General features: G+C 71.8%; 17 protein-coding genes and 1 other RNA gene. 4 read left to right on the top strand and 14 right to left on the bottom strand.

What is annotated here, in order from left to right; all coding sequences use genetic code 11:
* Positions 1 to 285: 285 nt before the first annotated feature.
* The 5 genes from ITJ68_RS09670 to glnA form a co-directional block, all read right to left on the bottom strand.
* Positions 286 to 1707, bottom strand: coding sequence for a UDP-glucose dehydrogenase family protein (locus ITJ68_RS09670; protein WP_194661066.1), 1422 nt, complete (start codon positions 1705 to 1707; stop codon positions 286 to 288).
* On the bottom strand, positions 1704 to 3269 hold the full coding sequence (locus tag ITJ68_RS09675) for a glycoside hydrolase family 26 protein (protein ID WP_194661067.1): 1566 nt from the start codon (positions 3267 to 3269) through the stop codon (positions 1704 to 1706). The genes ITJ68_RS09670 and ITJ68_RS09675 overlap by 4 nt, the downstream gene beginning before the upstream one ends.
* Positions 3262 to 4902, bottom strand: a complete 1641-nt coding sequence (locus ITJ68_RS09680) for a glycosyltransferase family 2 protein (protein ID WP_194661068.1) — start codon at positions 4900 to 4902, stop codon at positions 3262 to 3264. Before ITJ68_RS09680 ends, ITJ68_RS09675 begins: the two co-directional genes overlap by 8 nt.
* Before the next feature lie 512 nt (positions 4903 to 5414).
* Positions 5415 to 8384: a bifunctional [glutamine synthetase] adenylyltransferase/[glutamine synthetase]-adenylyl-L-tyrosine phosphorylase gene (locus tag ITJ68_RS09685; protein ID WP_194661069.1), complete on the bottom strand. Its 2970-nt coding sequence runs from the start codon at positions 8382 to 8384 to the stop codon at positions 5415 to 5417.
* Positions 8385 to 8400: 16 nt separating this feature from the next.
* A complete protein-coding gene (glnA, locus tag ITJ68_RS09690) occupies positions 8401 to 9738 on the bottom strand; it encodes a type I glutamate--ammonia ligase (RefSeq protein WP_194625902.1) in 1338 nt (445 codons plus the stop codon).
* A 58-nt stretch (positions 9739 to 9796) separates the two neighbouring features.
* Here glnA and ITJ68_RS09695 point away from each other — a divergent pair, with 58 nt between their 5' ends.
* Positions 9797 to 11557: an NAD+ synthase gene (locus tag ITJ68_RS09695; protein WP_194661070.1), complete on the top strand. Its 1761-nt coding sequence runs from the start codon at positions 9797 to 9799 to the stop codon at positions 11555 to 11557.
* 86 nt (positions 11558 to 11643) lie between these two features.
* On the opposite strand, the gene ITJ68_RS09700 is transcribed toward ITJ68_RS09695, so the two are convergent.
* Positions 11644 to 11820 carry an SPOR domain-containing protein gene (locus tag ITJ68_RS09700; protein ID WP_194661071.1) on the bottom strand — a complete coding sequence of 59 codons (177 nt, stop codon included), beginning with the start codon at positions 11818 to 11820 and terminating at the stop codon, positions 11644 to 11646.
* A gap of 64 nt (positions 11821 to 11884) precedes the next feature.
* Between ITJ68_RS09700 and map the strand changes: the two genes are divergently transcribed.
* From map to rnpB, 3 genes are all read left to right on the top strand, one after another.
* Positions 11885 to 12748, top strand: coding sequence for a type I methionyl aminopeptidase (map, locus tag ITJ68_RS09705; protein WP_194661072.1), 864 nt, complete (start codon positions 11885 to 11887; stop codon positions 12746 to 12748).
* A gap of 25 nt (positions 12749 to 12773) precedes the next feature.
* The gene (ppgK, locus tag ITJ68_RS09710) at positions 12774 to 13523 is read left to right on the top strand and encodes a polyphosphate--glucose phosphotransferase (RefSeq protein WP_194661073.1); all 750 of its coding nucleotides are present in this window, start codon (positions 12774 to 12776) and stop codon (positions 13521 to 13523) included.
* 221 nt (positions 13524 to 13744) lie between these two features.
* An RNA gene (gene rnpB, locus ITJ68_RS09715) (RNase P RNA component class A) lies at positions 13745 to 14101 on the top strand.
* 167 nt (positions 14102 to 14268) lie between these two features.
* Here the strand turns inward: rnpB and ITJ68_RS09720 are convergent.
* The 8 genes from ITJ68_RS09720 to ITJ68_RS09755 form a co-directional block, all read right to left on the bottom strand.
* Positions 14269 to 15000: a zinc ribbon domain-containing protein gene (locus ITJ68_RS09720; protein ID WP_194661074.1), complete on the bottom strand. Its 732-nt coding sequence runs from the start codon at positions 14998 to 15000 to the stop codon at positions 14269 to 14271.
* 2 nt (positions 15001 to 15002) lie between these two features.
* Positions 15003 to 15851, bottom strand: a complete 849-nt coding sequence (locus ITJ68_RS09725; protein ID WP_194661075.1) for a Nif3-like dinuclear metal center hexameric protein — start codon at positions 15849 to 15851, stop codon at positions 15003 to 15005.
* Positions 15852 to 15916: 65 nt separating this feature from the next.
* Entirely contained in the window at positions 15917 to 17011 is a 1095-nt protein-coding gene (locus ITJ68_RS09730; protein ID WP_194661076.1) for a hypothetical protein, read from the bottom strand.
* A gap of 151 nt (positions 17012 to 17162) precedes the next feature.
* The gene (locus ITJ68_RS09735; RefSeq protein ID WP_194661077.1) at positions 17163 to 17708 is read right to left on the bottom strand and encodes an RBBP9/YdeN family alpha/beta hydrolase; all 546 of its coding nucleotides are present in this window, start codon (positions 17706 to 17708) and stop codon (positions 17163 to 17165) included.
* Positions 17709 to 17742: 34 nt separating this feature from the next.
* On the bottom strand, positions 17743 to 18702 hold the full coding sequence (locus tag ITJ68_RS09740) for a helix-turn-helix transcriptional regulator (protein ID WP_194661078.1): 960 nt from the start codon (positions 18700 to 18702) through the stop codon (positions 17743 to 17745).
* Between the two features lie 79 nt (positions 18703 to 18781).
* Positions 18782 to 19183 carry an ATP-binding protein gene (locus tag ITJ68_RS09745; protein WP_194661079.1) on the bottom strand — a complete coding sequence of 134 codons (402 nt, stop codon included), beginning with the start codon at positions 19181 to 19183 and terminating at the stop codon, positions 18782 to 18784.
* A gap of 11 nt (positions 19184 to 19194) precedes the next feature.
* Entirely contained in the window at positions 19195 to 19533 is a 339-nt protein-coding gene (locus ITJ68_RS09750) for an STAS domain-containing protein (protein WP_071275811.1), read from the bottom strand.
* A gap of 66 nt (positions 19534 to 19599) precedes the next feature.
* Positions 19600 to 20802: a multidrug effflux MFS transporter gene (locus tag ITJ68_RS09755; RefSeq protein WP_194661080.1), complete on the bottom strand. Its 1203-nt coding sequence runs from the start codon at positions 20800 to 20802 to the stop codon at positions 19600 to 19602.
* Between the last annotated feature and the right edge of the window lie 164 nt (positions 20803 to 20966).

Below are 20966 nucleotides of genomic sequence, written 5' to 3' on the forward strand. Positions count from 1 at the left end.
GGACGGCGCAGGGTGTCCGCCGGGCCGAGACTCGGCGCGCGGGCTGCGGCCGGCGCACCGGACGGGACCGCCTGGAGGCCCGGTGGTGGTCCGGCGGGCCGGCACCGGGCCTCCAGGCGGTTGCGTCCCGGCGGCGCCGCCGAGACTCGGTGAGGCGGGCAGGATGCGTCTCCGGGACGGCGCGATCTGTCCGGGAGGCCGAGACTCGGCTCCGACACATGCACCCCCGGGCGCGCGAAACGGGGCCCGCACCGCCCCGGCACGGACCCCGTCTGCTGCGGGCGACTAGCGGCTGGTGGCCAGCACGTCGTTGGACCCTGCAGCAACGCTCACGGGTGCACCCGCGACCGGCGTGGGACGTCCCAGGGAACGGACGGACCACCCCGCCTTGACCCAGTCGGTGACCGGGAGGCAGTTGCGCGCGTCGATGACGACGCGACGTCCGACGAGGTCCCCGAGGGCGACCGGGTCGGCGCTGATGATGTCGTCCCACTCGGTGAGCACGAGGACGATGTCGGCACCCTCGAGCGCCTCGGTCATGGACGCGGTGTAGCTCAGCGTCGGGAACGAGCGCTTGGCCGTCTCCATCGCCTCCGGGTCCCAGAGCGTGACCTGGGCGCCGCGGAGGTGCAGCGCCGCGGCGACGTTGAGCGCCGGCGAGTCGCGGACGTCGTCGGTGAGCGGCTTGAAGGCCGCGCCGATGACCGCCACGCGGCGGTTCAGAACCGATCCCCCGGCGGCGTCGATCGCCATGTCGATGACCCGCTGGCGCTGGCCCATGTTGATCTCGTCGACCTGCTGCATGAGCCCGACGACCTGGCCGGCGCCGATCTCGTTCGCGCGGTACATGAGCGCCCGGATGTCCTTCGGCAGGCAGCCGCCGCCGAACCCGAGGCCGGCGTTGAGGAACTTCCGGCCGATGCGGGCGTCGTGGCCGAGGGCGTCGGCGAGCGTCGTCACGTCGGCGCCGGTGATGGCGCACATCTCGGAGATCGCGTTGATGAACGAGATCTTCGTGGCGAGGAACGCGTTCGCGCTGACCTTCACGAGCTCGGCGGTGGCGAGGTCCGTCGTGATGACCGGGGTGCCCTCGCTGATCGGTGCGGCGTAGACCTCGCGGATCACGGCGTCGGCTGCCTCGGACGCGCCGCCCCAGACCAGCCGGTCCGGGTGCAGGGTGTCCTCGACGGCCTTGCCCTCACGCAGGAACTCCGGGTTCCAGATGAGCTCGGCGGTGATGCCGACGGGGGCGAACTCGCGGACGATGCCGCGGAGCCGTGCCGCCGTGCCGACCGGGACCGTCGACTTGCCGACGATGAGTCCGGGGTGGGTGAGGTTCTCGGCCACGCCACGGGTGGCGCTCTCGACGTACGCCAGGTTGGCGGCGTGCGAGCCGGCCTTCTGGGGTGTGCCGACGCAGACGAAGTGCACGTCAGCGGCCGCCACGGCGGAGGCGATGTCCGAGGTGAAGCGGAGCTTGCCGCTGGCCACGTGCTTCGTGATGAGCTCGGGCAGGCCGGGCTCGAAGAACGGGACCTCGCCGGCGGACAGTGCGGCGAGCTTCGCCGGGTCGACGTCCACGCCGATGGTCTCGAAGCCCATCTCGGCCATGGCGGCCGCGTGGGTGGCACCGAGGTAGCCGGTGCCGATGACGCTGATGACGGGCGCGGGACGGCCGTCCTTCTCGGAGTGCTTCTGAGCGGTCATTGCTTGACCTCCTGCAGGTCGTAGTCGATGTCGTTGCGCGAGATGCCGTCCACGAACGCCTGGAGGCTGTCCGCTCGGGAGTTGAGGCGCCAGTCGTTGGTCGACCGGACGCCGTCCACCACGGTGGTGGCGGTCTCGCTGAAGTAGGAGAACCCGATGACGTCGTCGTTCTCCGGCTTCGCGAGCCCGTCGAACAGGGACGTCAGCCACTTGGACTTCTGGCCGCCGGTGACGGTCGTGCCGGACTCCGTGGCGCCGACCTCGCTGAGGAGGATCTTCTTGCCAGGAGCCACGTCCCGGAGCTGGCGGAGGGTGGCGTCGAAGGTGTTCGAGAACGTCGGGTCCTCGGAGGCGGTGCGGTAGTAGCCGCTCATGCCGACCCAGTCGACGTACGACGGTCCCGGGTAGTACGCCTTCATGTAGTCGAGCGTCTGGTACTTGGCGTTGCCGAGCTTGTCGATGCGGCTCGGCGCCCAGTTCCAGATGACGTAGTCGTTGGCGCCCGCCTTCGCGAAGACGTCGTGCACGTGCTGCCACATGGCCACGTAGGACCCTGCTGCGTTCTGCTGCGTGGCACCTTCGGACCAGTTGTACCAGGAGCCGTTCATCTCGTGGTCGAGACGGATGACCACCGGCTGGCCGTTGGCCTTCAGCGCGTCGGCGTACTTCGTCAGGTAGGCGTCGAACTTCCCGCTGACGATGTCCTGGTTCGTGTAGCCCGCGACGTACTTCTGGTCGTTGCCGGTCTTCGACGGCGCGGACTCCCACGTCATGAGCGGGACACGTCCGTTCGCCCAGGAGCGCTGGACCGCGTTGGCGTTGAAGTCCTGGTCGAAGCCCTGGAAGAACCCGACCATGTTCGTCGCCTTGCCGACCTGCTGGGACACGTCGTCGTACTCGGCCCAGTTGAAGGGCGACTGCGCCGTGTAGAGGCCGTACCAGCGGGACGACTGCGCGAGGACCTGGGCCTTCGTGGGTGTGACGACCGGCGTGACGGGATCGGGGTCCTTCGACGGCCCGGTGTTCGGGTTCGTCGCCGGGGCGCCGGAGCCGCCCCCGTGGCCACCGTCGGCCGCCGTGCCGGAGCCGTGCGAGCCTCCCGTGCCGGATGCGCCGGACCCACCGGAGCCGGACCCACCGGAGCCGGACCCCGAGCCGCTCTTCGCACCGACCGCGGACTTGGCGTTCGCGGCCGAGGCCTTCGCCGACCCGAGCTGGGACTGGAGCGACGCGATCTGCGCCTTGAGCTGCGCGACCTGGTCGCCGCGGGAGCCGGACTGGGCGCTCGTGGACTCGAGCTTGCCCTCGAGCGTCCAGATCTGCTGCTGTGCGGCGTCGAGCTTGCCCTGGAGGGCCTCGGCGTCGACCGCCTTCTCCTGCACGGTCTTCACGCCGAGCGCGTGGTGGACCGCGGTGGAGACGGGGCTGGACGGAGAGATCCAGACGTTCCAGGTGATGAGACCCAGCGCCAGCACGATCGCGGTGGTGCCGACGGCCGTGCGCTTGGCGTGCTTGGAGGAGGGTGCCCACCACGTGCTGGTGGAGCGGAAGAGGTCAGACAATGAGGAACGCCTCCAGGGCGAAGATCGCGAACCCGATGAAGTACGGGATCGACGCGTACGGGTTGTACCGACGACGGGCCTTCACCGGTGCGGTGCGCGCAGCGGCCGTGTGGGCAGCGGGCGCGGCAGCGGCTGCGGCCGCTTCCCTCCGCGTGGCCAGGACGGTCGTCGTGGAGTTGGTGGTGACGTCGAGCTCACCGGCACGGCCGTCCGTCGACGTGAACAGCTCGTCGAAGGCGCGGTCCGCTGCCGTCTGGTCGGCGACGTACCCGGCGGAGTACCCCGCGGAGTACCCGGCGGCGTCGTCGGCGGGGACGCGGTCGACCGGGCTGACCGGCGTCTGCATCGCCACGGCCTGCGGCTGGACGGGCTCCTCCTCCACCGGACCGCCGGCGTAGGCACCGGCACGGGTGCCCCACCCGCTGGCGTGGCCGAGTCGGAAGAACCCGACGAGCCGGATCGGCATGAGGAAGAACGTCGACACGATGATGAACATCGGCAGGCGGAAGAAGTCGCTCGGCTTCTCGGCGAGGTGCCGCATCTGCCGGATCGCCATGCTGAGCACGCTCGAGACGACCATGAGCGCGGCGACGTAGACGAAGCCGGTGGAGAAGCCGTACTGGTGCAGGATCCCCTGGTAGAGGTTCTCGCCCTGGCCGGTGAAGGCGCGGTAGACCCAGCCGGCGATCACGCCGAAGAGCATGAACGGCAGGATGATGTCGGTGATGAAGAACAGCGCCAGCACCGGGGCGTGCCCGAGCATCCAGGGCATCATCCGCAGCGTGTTGTACTGCGAGCCGCGAGCCCAGCGGAGCTGCTGCTTGAACAGCTTCTTCACCTGCAGCGGAGCGTCCGTGTAGACCAGCGACGTGTACTGGTAGACGGTCCGGTAGCCCTCCTTGAGCGTCAGGTTCGTCAGCGTGCGGTCGTCGGAGACCTCGAGGAAGACGCCCATGAACTTCTCGTGCATGAACTTGTCCATGACCCGCATGAGGATGTTCCGCCGGAACGCGATCGTGCGCCCTGGCAGGCAGCCGATCTGTCCGAGGACGCTCTGCGCGGGCATCGAGTACAGCGCGCGGGAGTTCTCCAGCCAGTCCGCCCAGCGGGTGATCCAGGAGCGCTCGGGCTCGAGGATGCGCTGACGGGTGGTGACGCCGCCGACGGACTCGTCGGCGAACGGCCGGAGCAGCTCCTCGAGCGCGCCGGGCGTCCAGACGGTGTCGGAGTCGACGAGCACCGTGATGTCGCCGTTGGACATCTCGGTGCCGACCTTGACGGCGTTGCGCTTGCCGGGGATCGGGGTGTGGGTCCAGCGGACGAGTGGGGCGAACTCGTCGCAGACCTCCTCGAGGGCCTCGTTGCGTGCGCCGTTGATGACGACGATGATCTCGCCGGGGCGCTGCTCGACCATGCGGCCGATGACGTCCCGGAAGAGGTCGAGTGGCTCGTCCACCACGGGGACGACGACACTCGTCGTCCCGGTGTACGTGCCGGTGAAGGGGCGGTAGCGGGCGGACAGGACGACCTTGAGCACCCAGAGCAACCAGATCACCGCGGAGTACACGGCGAACAGGTAGAACTCGGGGCGCCCGTCGACCATCTGCCTGATCTGCAGAATGAAAGTGAACATCGATCCCTGCTTCAACGTTCGAGGGGGAGATTCCGCGCCATCGGGAAATCGGGGTCGGTTCGGGTGACTCCATTGACGCATCCCGGAGTGGACCGCTGCAACGCCGCCCCCGACCGAGGGCATCGCCGTTTCGTGACGGGGTACATCGGAGTCCCCCTCGCGCCCCACGACCGTGGTCCCCACGGTTGCCGACAGCACATCGGCGGACCACGGACAGCGCGCACGTCGCGCGACGACGCCGAGCTGTCAGCCTGGAGGCACGGTGTGCGTCCCTGGGAAAGCCCTGGTCACGACGAGGTCACCGGGCGCGTCGCCGGTACTGTCCGCACCGCTGCCTCCGCACCCTCCGGGGGTGGACAGCGGGTGTCCTACGTCGAGGACAGCCTCCGCGGCCGTCACCGTCGGGGTACGGATCGGTCCGCCGCGGGGGACGGATCCGGTAACGCGGATTTGACGTGCGCGAAGCGGAGCGCTGGACACGGAGCGAGGACGCCCGGGCGTGTCGCGGGGCGTCAGGCGCCGTAGAACTCGCGTTCGAAGACCTGCCGAGCGCGTCGGGTGACGCCGAGGTAGTCCTCCTCGAGCTCGGACGCCGACCCCGGCGGGTACTCCATCAACCGCGCGATGCCCTCGAGCTGGATCCGGTCGACCGGCAGCACGTCGGTCGTCTTCCCCGACCAGAGCACGAGGGCGCTGCGGGTCCGTGACGCGAAACGCCAGGCGGCCGCCAACCGGTCGCCGTCCTCGGGTGCGACGAGGCCCTCGGCGACGGCGCCGTCGAGGGCGTCGAGCGTCGACGTGGTCCGGAGCGCCGGCACGTGCAGCGCGTGTTGGAGCTGCAGCAGCTGGACGAACCACTCGACGTCGCTGAGGGAACCGCGGCCGAGCTTGAGGTGCCGTGCGGGGTCGGCGCCGCGGGGCAGGCGCTCGGACTCGACCCGGGCCTTGATCCGCCGGACCTCGCGGACCTCGCGCTCGGCGATGGACGCCGGGTAGCGGGTGCGGTCGGCCAGGTGCTCGAAGTCCCGGAGCAGGGCGTCGTCGCCGACGGCACCGCGGGCTCGGAGCAGCGCCTGGGCCTCCCACGTCAGGGACCAGCGGGCGTAGTAGGCACCGTAGGAGTCGAGGGTGCGGGTGACCGGCCCGTTCTTGCCCTCGGGACGCAGGTCGATGTCGAGGTCGAACGGGTAGAGCGCGTCCTCGGTCAGCCGGTTCAGCTCGCGGACGATCGTCTGCGCCGCGCGCGAGGCGGTCTCCGGCGGCAGGTCGGTGCCACGGTGCACGAAGAGCACGTCGGCGTCCGAGCCGAACCCGAGCTCGCGGCCGCCGTACCGCCCCATCGCGATGACGCCGAACTCCAGCCCGGCGGGGGCGTCACGCCGGGCGAGCTCGAGCGCGCCGGTCAGGGTGGCCTCGGTGATGTCGCTGAGCGCCGGGCCGAGCCGGTCGACGTCGATCCGGCCGAGCGTCGCGGCCATGCCGAGGCGCAGGGTCTCGCGCCGCCGGACGGACCGGATCAGCGAGGCGGCGGCGTCGACGTCGTCCCCGTGGCGCGCGGTCGTCGCCCGGACCTCGGAGAGCAGGGCGGGGACGGGTCGGGCCTGCAGCAGCGTCTCGGGTTCGTCGAGCCACGCGACGGCCTCCGGGAAGCGTTCGAGGAGCCCGGACAGGAACGCGGACTCGGACAGCACGGTCGTCAGGCTGTGCGCGGCACCCGAGGAGTCGCGGAGCATGCGGAGGAACCAGCTGGACTCCCCCAGGCGGTCGCTGAGCCGACGGAAGGCCAGCAGTGCCCGGTCGGGAGCCGGCCCTTCCGCCATCCACCGGAGCAGGACGGGCAGCAGGTTCCGCTGGATCGCGGCACGTCGGCTCGTGCCCTGCGTCAGCGCGCGGATGTGCCCGAGGGCGCCGTCCGGGTCGACGAACCCGATCGCGCCGAGCCGGTCGCTCGCCTGGTCGTTCGTCAGCACGATCTCGCCGTCGGAAGCCGCGACCGCGGACAGCAGCGGGCGGTAGAACAGCCGCTCGTGCAGCCCGCGGACCTCGAGCTTCACCGAGCGCCACCGGGTCTCGAGGGCGGCGGCCGAGTTCGCGAGACCACTCGACCGCGCGAGCACACGGAGCTCGTCCTGGTCGGAGGGCATCAGGTGGGTGCGCTGGAGGTACCGGAGCTGGATGCGGTGCTCGAGCACGCGGAGCAGCGCGTAGTCCGGGCCGAACCGAGCCGCCTCGGGACGGCCGACGTACCCGGCGGCCGCCAGGGCCTCCATCGCGTCGAGGGTCGACCGGGCACGGACGCCGGCGTCGTCGCGCCCGTGCACGAGCTGCAGGAGCTGCACGGTGAACTCGACGTCGCGCAGGCCACCGGGACCGAGCTTGAGCTGACGGTCGACCTCGGCGTCCGGGATGTTGTCCGTGACCCGCTCGCGCATCCGCTGCACCGACTCGACGAAGCCCGGTCGGCCGGAGGAGTTCCACACGAACGGGGCGACCGCTGCGGCGTAGCGCTCCCCCAGGTCGATCGAGCCGGCGATCGGTCGCGCCTTGAGCAGCGCCTGGAACTCCCACCCCTTCGCCCAGCGCTCGTAGTACGCCACGTGGGAGTCCAGCGTCCGGACGAGGGCGCCGTCCTTGCCCTCCGGGCGGAGGTTGGCGTCGACCTCCCAGAGCGCGGGTTCGGCGGCGAGGTCCGTGATGACGTGCGTCGCCGCGATCGCGATCCGGGTGGCGACGAGCACCGCGCGGTCCGTCCCGACGCCGGTGCCCGACTCGGCGTCCGCCGTCGGCTCGGTCACGAAGATGACGTCGACGTCGCTGACGTAGTTGAGCTCCCGCGCGCCCGCCTTGCCCATCGCGATGACGGCGAGCGGGGTGGCGTCCACGTCCGCCCGGGGGAAGGGGACCTCGCGCCGGGCGACGTCCACGGCGACGTCGAGCGCCGCTCCGGCGAGGTCTGCCAGGCCGGCGGCGACCGCGGGGAAGGCCTCGGTCGGGGACGGGTTCAGGACGTCGAAGAGCGCGATCTGTGCGAGGTGCCGGCGGTAGCGCACGCGCAGGCGCAGTCGGGCTGCTTCGTCGACGGCGCCGTCCACGGCCTCGGTGAGGGACGCCGTGTAGGCCTGCTGCGACCACGGGGCCGTGACCGGGTCGAGCAGCAGCGCGAGTTCGGCGGGGCGTCGCTGCAGGAACTCACCGAGCCCGACGGACGCACCGAGGAGCCGCACGAGCCGTTCGGTCGCTGCGTCGTCCTCGAGCACCGCGCGGAGCTCGTCCGGGTGGCCCTCCATGAGCCGCTCGAGCCGGCGGAGGGCACCGTCGGGGTCCGCGGTGACGCCCCAGAGCCCCGGGACGTCGGTCACCGAGACCCGCATGGCCGCACCGAAGCGCTCCTGCAGGTCGGCGAGCCGGTCCAGGCTCTCCGACAGCTCCGCGAAGCCCACACGGGCCAGCTCGGAGCGCGACGTCTTCGTCCTGCCGGTCATGGGATCAGCGGGACGATCAGAGCATGCCGAGGTTGGTGTCCAGCTCGAACGGCGTGACCTGGTCGCGGTAGCGCTTCCACTCCTGCCGCTTGTTCAGCAGCACGAAGTTGAAGACCTGCTCGCCGAGGGTCTCCGCGACGAGCTCGGAGTCCTCCATCAGGGACAGCGCGTGGTCGAGGCTGGCGGGCAGCTGCGCGTACCCGAGGGCCTTGCGCTCGGCGTCCGTCAGGCTCCAGACGTTGTCCTCGGCCTCGGCGGGGAGCTCGTAGCCCTCCTCGATGCCCTTGAGGCCGGCGGCGAGGATGAGCGAGTACGCCAGGTACGGGTTGGCCGCCGAGTCGATGCCGCGGTACTCGATGCGCGACGACTGGCCCTTGTTCGGCTTGTAGAGCGGCACGCGCACCAGGGCGGAGCGGTTGTTGTGGCCCCACGTGACGAACGAGGGGGCCTCGTCGCCGCCCCAGAGCCGCTTGTACGAGTTCACGAACTGGTTCGTGACTGCCGTGATCTCGGGCGCGTGCCGGAGCAGGCCCGCGATGAAGTGCTTGGCCGTCGGGGAGAGCTGGTACTCGCCGCCGGGCTCGAAGAACGCGTTCTGGTCGCCCTCGAACAGCGACACGTGGGTGTGCATGCCCGAGCCGGGCTGGCCGGAGATCGGCTTCGGCATGAACGTCGCGTAGACGCCCTGCTCGATGGCGACCTCCTTCACCACGGTGCGGAAGGTCATGATGTTGTCGGCCATGGTCAGCGCGTCGGCGTACCGCAGGTCGATCTCGTTCTGCCCGGGGCCGGCCTCGTGGTGGCTGAACTCCACCGAGATGCCGAGGTCCTCGAGCATCCGGACGGCACGGCGACGGAAGTCGTGCGCGCTGCCACCGGGGACGTTGTCGAAGTAGCCGGCCTGGTCGACGGGCTTCGGGCCGCCGTCCTTCCAGTCGCGGTCCTTGAGCAGGTAGAACTCGATCTCGGGGTGCGTGTAGAACGTGAACCCGTGGTCGCTCGCCCGCGCGAGGGTGCGCTTGAGCACGTTGCGCGGGTCGGCCACGGCGGGCTGGCCGTCCGGGGTCGCGATGTCGCAGAACATCCGCGCGGTGGGGTCGATCTCGCCGCGCCACGGCAGGATCTGGAACGTCGAGGGGTCCGGGTGTGCCAGGACGTCGGCTTCGTACGAGCGGCTGAGGCCCTCGATCGCGGAGCCGTCGAACCCGATGCCCTCGGCGAAAGCGCCCTCGACCTCGGCCGGGGCGATCGCGACCGACTTCAGCGTGCCGATGACGTCCGTGAACCAGAGTCGGATGAACTTGATGCCCCGCTCCTCGATGGTGCGGAGCACGAAGTCCGTCTGCTTGTCCATGCACGCCCTTTCCGCGTTCCACGGTCGCTCGGCGACCGTGGTCAATAGGCTAGTGCTCATGCCCCGTCTCCGCTTGGCACTCGCCCAGACGAACCCGGTCGTGGGCGACTTCGCCCGGAACGCCGCCGGCATCGTCGACGCCGTCCGCACCGCACGAGCGCGCGGCGCGGACCTGGTCGCCACCGGGGAGATGGCGATCTCCGGCTACCCGATCGAGGACCTCGCCTCGCGCCCGTCGTTCCTCCGCACCGCACGTGCCGCGGTGGAGCGCCTCGCCCGCACCCTCGACGACGAGGGCCTCGGGGACGTCGCGGTGGTCGTCGGGCACCCGGACGGGCCGTTCGCCCCGCGGCCCGTCGACGTCAGCACGGCCCCGACCGCGATCGCGAAGAACTGCGCGAGCGTCCTGCAGCACGGGCGCGTCGTCGCCACGACCGCCAAGCACCACCTGCCCAACTACTCCGTGTTCGACGAGTACCGGGTGTTCATCCCCGGTGACGACCTGCTCGTGGCCAGGATCGCGGACGTCGACGTGGCGGTCGTCATCTGCGAGGACCTCTGGCGCGACGGTGGCCCCGTCGCCCGGGTGCTCGGCGCCGACGCCGGCCTGCTGCTCGTCGTCAACGCCTCGCCGTGGGTGGCCGACAAGGACGAGGTCCGGCTGCCCCTCGTCACACGTCGCGCGACCGAGTCGGACACGGTCGTCGCGTACGTCAACATCGTCGGCGGCCAGGACGACCTGGTCTTCGACGGCGACTCCGTCGTGGTCGACGAGACCGGCCGGGTGGTCGCCCGGGCGCCGCAGTTCCGCGAGCACCTGCTCCTCGTCGACGTCGACCCGGCGCCGGCCACCGGCCCCGTCGTCACCGAGCACGTGCAGCGGGTGTCGCTCGACACCCCGAACACGACGCCGGGCGAGCTCGCGGGCCGCCCGCCGCTCCCCCGCGACGTCGCCGAGCTGCCCGACGACCGACAAGCCATCTGGGACGCCCTCGTCCTCGGCACGCGCGACTACGTGCGGAAGAACGGGTTCCGTTCGGTCGTGCTCGGCCTGTCCGGCGGCATCGACTCCGCGGTCTGCGCCGCGATCGCCGTCGACGCCATCGGCGCCGAGCACGTGTTCGGCGTCTCGATGCCGTCGCGGTGGTCCTCGACGCACTCCCGCTCGGACGCCGACGACGTGGCCGCGCGGCTCGGGCTGCAGTACCGCACGGAGCCGATCGCCGACCTCGTCGCACCCTTCGACGCGCAGCTGGGGCTGACCGGGCTCGCCGCCGAGAACATCCAGGCGCGGGTGCGGGCGCTGATCCTGATGGGCCTGTCGAACCTCGACGGCCACCTCGTCCTGACCACGGGCAACAAGACCGAGCTCGCCGTCGGCTACTCCACCATCTACGGTGACTCGGTGGGCGGCTTCGCGCCGATCAAGGACGTCCCGAAGACGATCGTGTGGGCGCTGGCCCGCTGGCGGAACGCGGCCGCGGCGTCCCGTGGCGAGACCGAGCCCATCCCGGAGAACTCGATCAGCAAGCCGCCGTCCGCGGAGCTCCGCGAAGGGCAGGAGGACCAGGACAGCCTGCCGCCGTACGAGGTCCTCGACGCCATCCTGGAGCAGTACGTCACGCGTGCCCAGGGCGCCGCGGACATCGTCGCGATGGGCTTCGACGCGGCCACCGTCGCCGAGGTCACCCGCCTGGTCGACCGCTCCGAGTGGAAGCGCCGCCAGGGCGCGATCGGGCCGAAGACCTCCGGCATGGCCTTCGGCCGTGACCGCCGACTCCCGATCACGTACCGTCCGTCGCCCACGATCGACGGCTGACGCCACCACGAGACGGACAGGAGGCCCGGTGCCAGCTGGCACCGGGCCTCCCGGCTCTCAGGTCGTCGCGTCGGGGACGCGAGCCGTCAGGACTCCTCGTCCCACTTCTCGTTGTTCGCCTGGATGCGCTCGAGGGCGTGCTCCGCTTCCTCGCGCGTCTCGAAGGGCCCGATGCGGTCGCGCTGCGGCGACTGCGGGCCCTGCTCGACCGTGCGGGTCTTGTCGTTGAACCACCACTGGGACTCGATGCGTTCGTCGCTCATGTCGCCACCGTACCCGCGCGGCACCGGCCACGACCCGCGTCGACGCGCCACTAGAGTGGTGCGCATGCCCCGGGACGAACACGGACACCTGACCGCCGGCCGCATCTCCCCGCAGCGGGCCGTCCCGAAGGACATCGAACGCCCGGAGTACGTCGGTCGGGTCGAGCCGCACGAACACGGTCTCGGCGACACGTACACGCCGGACGAGGTCGAGTTGATCCGCACGGCGGGCCGCATCGCCTCGCAGGCCATCGACGCCGTGGGTGCCGCGATCCGTCCCGGTGTCACGACCGACGAGCTCGACCGCATCGGCCACGAGTACGTCGTGTCGCACGGCGCGTACCCCTCGACCCTCGGCTACCGGGGCTACCCGAAGTCGCTCTGCTCGTCCCTGAACGAGGTGATCTGCCACGGCATCCCCGACGACACCGTGCTGCAGGACGGCGACATCGTGAACATCGACATCACCGCGTACAAGGACGGCATGCACGGCGACACGAACCGCACGTTCGTCGTCGGGACCGCGGCGCCGGAGGTCCAGGACCTCGTCACGCGGACCGAGGAGGCGCTGCGTCGCGGGATCAAGGCCGTCGCGCCGGGCCGTCAGGTGAACGTGATCGGTCGGGCCATCGAGGCCTACGCCAAGCGGTTCGGCTACGGGGTCGTCCGCGACTACACCGGGCACGGGGTCGGTCGGGCCTTCCACTCCGGGCTGATCATCCCCCACCACGACGCGGCCCACTACGACACCGTCATCGAGCCCGGCATGGTGTTCACCATCGAGCCCATGCTCACGCTCGGCGGCATCGCGGCCGACATCTGGGCCGACGACTGGACCGTCAGCACCCGCGACAAGTCCTGGACCGCGCAGTTCGAGCACACGCTCGTCGTCACCGAGCGCGGTGCCGAACTCCTCACCGTCTCCTGACACCCTCCCTACCGAAAGGCTCCACATGACCTCCCTCGCAGTCGGCGTCGACATCGGCGGTACGGGCATCAAGGGCGCGATCGTCGACACGGCGACCGGCGAACTCACCACGGACCGGATCAAGAAGGCCACGCCAGAGGGAGGCAAGCCGCACGACATCGTCGGGGTCGCCAAGTCGATCCTCGACGAGCTCTCCCCGCCGTCCGACGTCGCCGTCGGCGTCTGCTTCCCCGCGATCGTCCGCGACGGCAAGACCATGTCGGCCGCGAACGTGTCGAAGAAGTGGATCGGATTCGAGGCCGAGGCCCTGTTCGAGAAGGAGCTCGGCCGCTCCATCCACTTCGTCAACGACGCCGACGCCGCCGGGTTCGCCGAGCAGCAGTTCGGCGCCGCGAAGGGCCGCGAGGGCCTGGTCATCGTGACGACGCTCGGCACGGGCATCGGCACGGCGCTCATCAACGACGGTGTGCTCATCGTCAACGCGGAGCTCGGGCACCTGGAGATCGAGGGCGTCGACTACGAGACGAAGGCGTCCTTCGCCGCCAAGGAGCGCGACGACCTGTCCTGGAAGCACTGGGCGAAGCGCCTGCAGAAGTACTACTCGCGGCTCGAGGCCCTGCTCTCCCCGGAGCTCTTCGTCGTCGGCGGCGGGGTGTCGAAGCAGTACGAGGAGTTCCTGCCGCTGCTCGACCTGCAGGCCGACATCATCCCCGCGACGCTCCGCAACAACGCGGGCATCATCGGCGCAGCCACCCTGGCGGCCCGCAGCGCCTGAGCGCGCCGCCGCGCCGCCGCGGCGCGTCGCGCGGGCCGTCGGCTGGCGGGCCGTCGGCGCGCGGGCCGTCGGCTGGCGGTGAGATCGCACTTCGTGTCGGGTCCGGCACCGTGGACCCGACACGGAGTGCGATCCCACCGGGGCGGCTCTGGACTGACGGAGCGAACGGGTCGCCGGTGTGGGCGCTGTACGGGCGCGTCCCGGTACACTCGTCCTGCGAACGGGTCGGTGAGACGGTCGCGTCACTCCCCCGGGAGTGCCGAGGAACGTCCGGGCTCCACAGAGCAGGGCGGTGGGTAACACCCACCCGGAGCAATCCGCGAGACAGTGCCACAGAGAACAGACCGCCGGTGGCGACACCGGTAAGGGTGAAACGGTGGTGTAAGAGACCACCAGGGGTCCGGGTGACCGGATCCGCTCGGTAAACCTCGCCCGGAGCAAGGTCAGACAGAGGACGCTGAGGCTGCTCGCCGAGTCCTCGGGTAGACCGCTGGAGGCCGACGGCAACGTCGGTCCGAGAGAGATGGCCGTCACCGCCGCGAGGCGGGACAGAACCCGGCGTACGGCCGGCCCGTTCGCGTCACACGTCCAGTGCCGATCGGCACCGCACAACCAGAACCGGCTCGCACCGCAGAAGTCCGTGGTGCGAGCCGGTTTCGGTTGTGCAGCGCCAGCCCGCGCCAGCGCCGAGCACAGCGCCAGCCCGCGCCGGCGCCGAGCGTCAGCGCCCGCAGGCGCCGAGCCTCTACAGACCGGACTCCTCCGTGCGGACCAGGACCGCTTCGCTGTCCGGGCAGAGCACGACGTCGTCGGGGGCCGCACGGCGCACGGCCTGCAGGTCCGCGCCGGTGAGCGTCACGCCCGACGCCGTCGAGACGCCGCCCTGCAGCAGCGACGCACCGAAGCCGTAGCGGGCACGCTGGCGTTCGTAGAGCGCGAGCAGGTCCTCGGGGACCTTCGCGGCGATGTCCGCGCGGCTCTGGGTGGCGGCGGCGCGGTCGTTCTCGAGGCGCTGGATCTCGGTGTCGCGCTCGGCGACGAGCCCGGCGCGGGAGGCCTCGACGTCGGCCAGACGGGCCTCGACGTCGCCGACGCGGGCGCGGTAGACGTCGAGCCGTTCCATGATCTCGAGCTCGGAGGTCTCGAGGTCCCCGATCCGGCGCTGCAGCGAGTCGAGCTCGTTCTGCAGACCGGCGGCGTCCTTCGCGTTCGCGTGCTGGAGCATCGTGGTGTCCCGCTCGACCCGGGCCTGTGCGGTCGCGGTGTCGGACTCGAGGCGCGCGAGGTCGCGCTCGGAGTCCTCGACGTCACCGGTGGCCGCGGCCAGTTCGCTGCGCAGCGACGAGGCCGTCTTGCCGAGCTCGGTCAGCCGGTCGCCCTTCTGCAGGGAGCTGATGCGGTGGGCGATCCGGGTGATGTCGTTGTCCAGTCGCTGGACGTCGAGGAGGATGACCTGGTCCTCGGGTGCTGCCTTCATGGTCAGGCTCCTTCGTTGTGGTGCTCGGTGGTGGGGGCTGACGGCAGGACCGCGAAGTCCCACGGGTCGGTGCGCAGGTCGCTGACGGTGACGCGGACGCCGGCGGCCTGCCGGAGCTGTTCGGCGGCGACGTCGAGCCAGAGCCACTCGGTGGCCCAGTGCGAGGTGTCGATGAGGGCCGGACCACCGACGAGCATGGCCTGCTCGCGGAACTCCGACGCCGGGTGGTGGCGGAGGTCGCTCGTGACGTACACGTCGGCGTCGAGCACGGCGGCGTTGCCGAGCAGCGAGTCGCCGGCGCCGGCACAGAGCGCGACGGTGCGGACGGGCTGGTCGTAGGCACCCGACACCCGGACGCCCGAGGCCGTGGCGGGGAGGACGTCGACGATCCGCCGGGCGAGGACACCGAGTGACACGGGCTCGGCGAGCACCCCGACGCGACCGATCCCGGTGCCGTCGGCGTCGCCGGGCTCGAGCGGGCGCAGGTCGGTGAGCCCGAGCCGCTCCGCAAGGACCGCCGAGGTGCCGGTCGTCACGACGTCGGCGTTCGTGTGGGCGGCGACGAGCGCGCACCCGCCGCGGATCAGCGTGGCGAGGACGGAGCCCTTGTACGTGGACTCGGCGACCGTCGTCACGCCGCGCAGCAGCAGCGGGTGGTGGGTCAGGAGCAGGTCGGCACCGAGCTCGACGGCTTCCTGCGCGGTGTCGGGGACGGCGTCCACCGCGAGGTGCACGTGCTCGACCACGGCGTCCGGGTCACCGGAGACGAGCCCGACGGAGTCCCACGACTCGGTGCCGGCAGCGGGCCAGAGGGTCTCGATCACGGCCTGGAGATCGCGGAGCGTCGGCATCCCGTCAGTCTACCGAGCGGACCGGAGCGACGGGGCCCCGAGCGTCGACGGGGTCCGGCGTGTGGTCACCGGCGGCCGACGACGCGGAGGACGGCGGCGACGACGCGTGCCCACCAGCCGGGCCGAGCCGACGTGGGGGTCGCCACGGTGTCGTCAGCGGCGATGTCCGCTCCGGGCAGGGCTGCCGCGTGCTCCTCGGGGAACACGACGGGCGTGCCGGCCGTGGGCGCGTCGGACTCGGCGCGGTGCGCCCGCAGCACGGCTGCGAAGGCATCACGGTCGATGACGGTGGGACCGGTGGCGGGCGAGACGAGGGGGGTGGGTCGCGTGTTCGCGGACACCGGGGTGACGGCCAGGAGGCTCGGCACGAGTCGCGCGGGCTCGTCACGGTCGGCGTCGGTGTCGTCGAGGACCGCGCTGGTCGCAGCGACGGGGGCGGCCACGGGCAGCACGAGCGCCGGAGCGGGTCGCGGCGCGGGGGTGGGCGCAGGTGCGACGACGGTCACGGCGCCGGTGGTCGCAGCTCGGCGCGCTGCGGCACGGTCACGACGGTCGGCTTCGTCGGCGGCCTCGGCGAGGAGGTCGTCGAACACGGACCGGGCGTAGGCGCGGGCGGCCTCGACCTCGGGGTCGGACAGGTCGGCGACGGCGGCTTCCCATGCCTGCAGGCGGGCGAGGTCCTCGTCGCGGCGCAGGACCTGTTCCTGCAGGACGACGATGCGCTCCAGCGTGGGCCGACCGCTCTGCGCGGAGACCTCGACGGCGAGCTCCTCGATGCGGAGGGCCAGGCGCTCGGGCGGCTCGGGGAACGACGGGGCGCAGGTCGAGCGGTGCCGGCCGTGGTCGCGAGGACGTCGGAACGCGGTGTCGTCGGCGGGAGCGGACGGCGCGGCGTCGTTCGGCGCTCCGGCCGCAGGCGCTCCGGTCGCAGGCGCTCCGGCCGCAGGCGCTTCAGTCGCAAGCGCGGCTGGCTCGGTCTCGGCGGCCTCGGTCGGCGCATCGACCAGCAGGTCGGGACGCTGGACGGGACCCGTGACGGGCGGCACCACCAGGTCGGCCAGGTACGGGGTGCGGGTGGCCGGGGCGTCCCTGAGCCACTCCTCGACCTCGCGACCGAAGGGGTCCACGAGCGGGGTGCGTGTCCCGGACTGCGTCTCCATGGAGGAAGTATGAAACATCGTGAGCGTCGCTCTGCGACACATCGGCGGTGTGTCGCGGGATCGGCTGGCATGTCAGGCCGCAGGACGCCCTGCGGAGGGCCCGTCGAGGGTGCGGCGCGGGCGCGTTGACGACCGGGTGGCGACCGGGAGGTCAGAGACGGTCGGCGAACGCCTCGAGGAGCGTCCGGCCGGCGGCCCAGTCCCCCACGCCGCTGGCGATGTTGACGTGGCCGTGCGGACCGATCCGTTCGACGTCGGACCCCAGGACGGCGGCCAGCCCCTCGGCGCGGTCGCGGGTGCAGTACGGGTCGTCGTCGCTCACCACGACCAGGGTCGGCGTCGCCACCGCCCGGGTCGGGAACGCGAAGCCCCTGGCCGCGTGCGGGAAGCCCGGCGCGTCGGGGTCGGGCGGCGCGACGAGGAACGCGCCGGCGACCCGACCGTCGTCGTGCTCGGCGAGCCACTCGGCCACCGCGAGGACCCCGAGGCTGTGGGCGACGAGGACGGGCGGCCCGTCGACGGCAGCGACCGCGGCGTCGAGCGCGGCGGACCAGTCGGCCGGGTCGGGCTCGGACCACGAGGTGGGCGCGATGCGGACGGCGTCCTCGCGCCGGTCGGCCTGCCACACCGACTGCCAGTGCTCGGCGTCGGAGTTCCAGATCCCGGGCACGATCACCCACGGTCGCGGTCTGCTCACGCCCCGAGCGTAGGGGACGGGGTGGCCGCGGTGGTCAGGCCTGCAGCGTGTCCCGCGGGTACTCGCCGAAGCGGGTGGCGTACGCGGCGGAGAAGCGGCCGAGGTGGGCGAACCCCCAGCGCACGGCGACGGCGGCGACGGTCAGTTCGCCGGGTGCACCACGACGGAGCTCCTCGCGGATGCGGTCCAGGCGGATCCCGCGCAGCATCGAGTTCGGCGCGGTCCCGACCTGTCGCTGGAAGGCCTGCTGCAGCCCGCGGACACTGAGTCCGACGTGGTCGGCGACGTCGGTCGTGGAGATCGGGGTGTGGGCGAACGCGTGCATGTACTCGACGGCCTCGCGGACACGGCCGGTGGCGCCTTGCGGCAGCGGGACCTCGGGCGCGAGCAACCGGTGCGGGAAGGTCGTCAGCAGCGCGAGCGCCGTGGCCCGCGCGATCTCGGCGAGCCCGATGGCGGACACCGGTGGGGAACCCAGCACGACGCCGGCTGCCCGCTGCACCTGCTGGTTCCACACGCGCAGGTCATCGGGTCGCGGTGCCGCCGTGTGGTCGAACACGAGCGGCCCGGGCTGGACGCCGTGGAGCTCGGCGGCCATCTCCTCGAGGTGCGTCCGCTCGAACTGCACCAGGCTCTGCCGGACGTCGGCGAGCTCGAAGACGAACGGGCGGCCGGACGGGAACATCATCGGCGACCCGGGCCGGAGCTGGGCCTCGTCGCGACCGATGTCGATGCGTCCGCCGCCGTCGGCCGTCCACATGACGGCGTACTCGTCCTGCAGCTCGACCTCACCACGGACGCGCGCGTCGAAGCGGGTCGAGCGGAACGAGATCTGGTCGTTCCCGACGCCGCGGAACCGGTACGCGAACGGACGATCGGTGCGTGCGGCCACGAAGCCGGCACCCTCGTAGGCGTCCTCGTACATCCGCAGGGCGTCCTCGAGGACGGTCCCCGAGGTCTCGAAGCTGCTCCTGGGATCGGACTGGTCGTTCATCGCGGTGATCGTGACACGGCGGGGGCCAGGTGTCTCAATCGTTCACACGAGTTTGCGGGTTCCGGCCGACCCGATGCGTTTACCGGATCAGGCGGCGGACCGTCCAGGTGTTCGTCTCGCCCTCGCGGGCGTACCGCAGCTCGTCGACGACCATGCCGACCAGCGCGAGACCGCGGCCGCTCTCGGCGGACGCGTCGGGGAGCTCGGCGGCCGAGGGGTCGACGGAGGCGGGCCGACCGTCGTCGGTGAGCCGGGCCTCCAGGCCGCCGTCGCGGACCGCGAGGGCGAGCGAGCAGGCGATGCGCGCGTCTCCTGCGGCGTGTTCGACGACGTTGGAGGCGAGCTCGACGAGGGCGAGCTCGAAGGCCATGCGGTCCTCGGGACCGACGGAGGGCTCTGTCCCCCACACCCGGGCGAGGAACTCGTGGACGGCGGTGACGTCGTCCGGTGGCGACGCGAAGTCGAGGCGGTGCTCGGCCACGGCGGTGCCGGTCAGGCCCAGTTGGCGACCGCGGCGTCCCCGTCGGGGTACGTCCGGAGGATCTTGTCGATGTTCGACAGCGTGAGCACCATCGTCACCTGTTCGGACGGGGCGGCGATGCGCAGGTCCCCGCCGGCCTGGCGTGCGGTCTTCAGGCAGCCCACCAGGGCCCCCAGCCCGGAGGAGTCCATGAACTCCACACCGGACAGCTCGACGACCACCCGGTGGTGACCGCCGTCGACGACCGTGGCGACGGTCTCGCGGAACGCCGGTGCCGACACCATGTTGAGTCGGCCCGTGCACTCCAGGACGGCGGTGTCCGTGCCTGTCTCGTGTACGACGATGTCCATGCGGATGCCCCCTCTGATCGGAACGTCTTGCTCCGCGACCCTACCGGTTCTCCGGGTCGCCGCCCGTCAGTCGGCGCGTCGTGTGGCCAGCGCCTGCACGACGACCGCCGCGCCCATCAGCACGACCATGACCGAACCCATCGCGATCGCGGTCCCGCCGAGCAGTCCGGCCAGCGGTGTGCCGAGCCCGCCGAGCCCGAACGACAGGCCGCCCTGCAGCGCTGCCGCGGTCCCCGGGTGCGCCGCGCCCACGTGCTGCGTCCGGGTCATCGCGGCCGGCAGGACGAAGCCCCAGGCGCCGGTGACCACGGCGAGCGAGACCCAGACGGCGACCGGTCCGAGGCCGAGGAGCGCCGACACGAACACCCCGGCGGCACCGATCGTGCCGACGAGCAAGCCGGCGGTGAGCAGCGCGTCCTCGGAGAACCGCCCGACGACCCGTCGGATCACGAGCGTCGTGATGATCATCATCGTGGCGTTCGTGGCGAAGACGATCGTGTACAGCTGCTCGGAGAAGCCGAACTGCGTCTGGAACACGAACGAGCTCGTCGCGATGTAGGCGAAGAAGCCGATCGTCGACAGCACCCCCGTGAGCAGGTACGCCCGGAAGCGCGGGATGGCCACGAGCTGCCGGATGCGCTGCCAGTTCGCACCGAGGCCGATCCCGCCGCGGGCGGCCGGACGCAGGGTCTCGTGGAAGAACGGCACGACGAGGGCGAAGAACACCGCGCCGAGGACCGCGAGCACGACGAACATCACCCGCCACGTGCCGACCAGCAGCACCGCTCCCCCGGCCAGCGGCGCCACGACCGGACCGATCGCGTTGATCGCGGCGAGCGTGCCGAACACCTTCGCCATCCGCGGCCCCTCGGTGACGTCGGACACCATCGCGCGGCCCGCGACGGCCGCAGCTGCCCCGGCCAGGCCCTGCACCACCCGGGCGGCGACGAGCATCCCGACGTCGGGCGCGAGCGCGCAGCCGAGCGAGGCGAGTGCGAACAGCGCCGTCCCGCCGAGCATCAGGGGGCGACGACCGATGCCGTCGCTGACCGGCCCGGCGAGCAGCTGCCCGACCGCGAACGCCACGAGGAACGCGGTGAGCGAGAGCTGGACGGCGCTCGGCGTGCTGCCGAGGTCGCGGGCGATCGCGGGCAGCGCGGGGATGTACATGTCCGTCGCGAAGGGCGAGACCCCGACGATGAGCGCGAGCGGCACGATCGGGGGAAGGGTCGTCCGGAGGGGTCGGTTGCGGGTGCGCGCCGTCGTCACGGCGGCAACGCTACGCCGTGCCGAATCGATTCGACGGGGCTGGGACGGTGCTTCGTCGGCAGCGGACGGGGTCGCGAACGGTCACGACACCCCGCTCAGGTCCGTCGAGCGGTCGGCAACCGTCGCCGGGGCGGCGGCGGAGCGACGATCCGTGACCGGTCGGC

It is taken from the genome of Curtobacterium sp. VKM Ac-1395, from assembly GCF_015350975.1.
Taxonomy (GTDB): Bacteria; Actinomycetota; Actinomycetes; order Actinomycetales; family Microbacteriaceae; genus Curtobacterium.

Bases quoted from the DNA above. Each gene is read 5' to 3' on its own strand.
- ITJ68_RS09670 (WP_194661066.1), bottom strand. From the start codon at position 1,707: ATGACCGCTCAGAAGCACTCCGAGAAGGACGGCCGTCCCGCGCCCGTC.
- ITJ68_RS09680 (WP_194661068.1), bottom strand. From the start codon at position 4,902: ATGTTCACTTTCATTCTGCAGATCAGGCAGATGGTCGACGGGCGCCCC.
- ITJ68_RS09685 (WP_194661069.1), bottom strand. From the start codon at position 8,384: ATGACCGGCAGGACGAAGACGTCGCGCTCCGAGCTGGCCCGTGTGGGC.
- glnA (WP_194625902.1), bottom strand. From the start codon at position 9,738: ATGGACAAGCAGACGGACTTCGTGCTCCGCACCATCGAGGAGCGGGGC.
- ITJ68_RS09695 (WP_194661070.1), top strand. From the start codon at position 9,797: ATGCCCCGTCTCCGCTTGGCACTCGCCCAGACGAACCCGGTCGTGGGC.
- ITJ68_RS09700 (WP_194661071.1), bottom strand. From the start codon at position 11,820: ATGAGCGACGAACGCATCGAGTCCCAGTGGTGGTTCAACGACAAGACC.
- map (WP_194661072.1), top strand. From the start codon at position 11,885: ATGCCCCGGGACGAACACGGACACCTGACCGCCGGCCGCATCTCCCCG.
- ppgK (WP_194661073.1), top strand. From the start codon at position 12,774: ATGACCTCCCTCGCAGTCGGCGTCGACATCGGCGGTACGGGCATCAAG.
- ITJ68_RS09720 (WP_194661074.1), bottom strand. From the start codon at position 15,000: ATGAAGGCAGCACCCGAGGACCAGGTCATCCTCCTCGACGTCCAGCGA.
- ITJ68_RS09725 (WP_194661075.1), bottom strand. From the start codon at position 15,851: ATGCCGACGCTCCGCGATCTCCAGGCCGTGATCGAGACCCTCTGGCCC.
- ITJ68_RS09730 (WP_194661076.1), bottom strand. From the start codon at position 17,011: ATGGAGACGCAGTCCGGGACACGCACCCCGCTCGTGGACCCCTTCGGT.
- ITJ68_RS09740 (WP_194661078.1), bottom strand. From the start codon at position 18,702: ATGAACGACCAGTCCGATCCCAGGAGCAGCTTCGAGACCTCGGGGACC.
- ITJ68_RS09750 (WP_071275811.1), bottom strand. From the start codon at position 19,533: ATGGACATCGTCGTACACGAGACAGGCACGGACACCGCCGTCCTGGAG.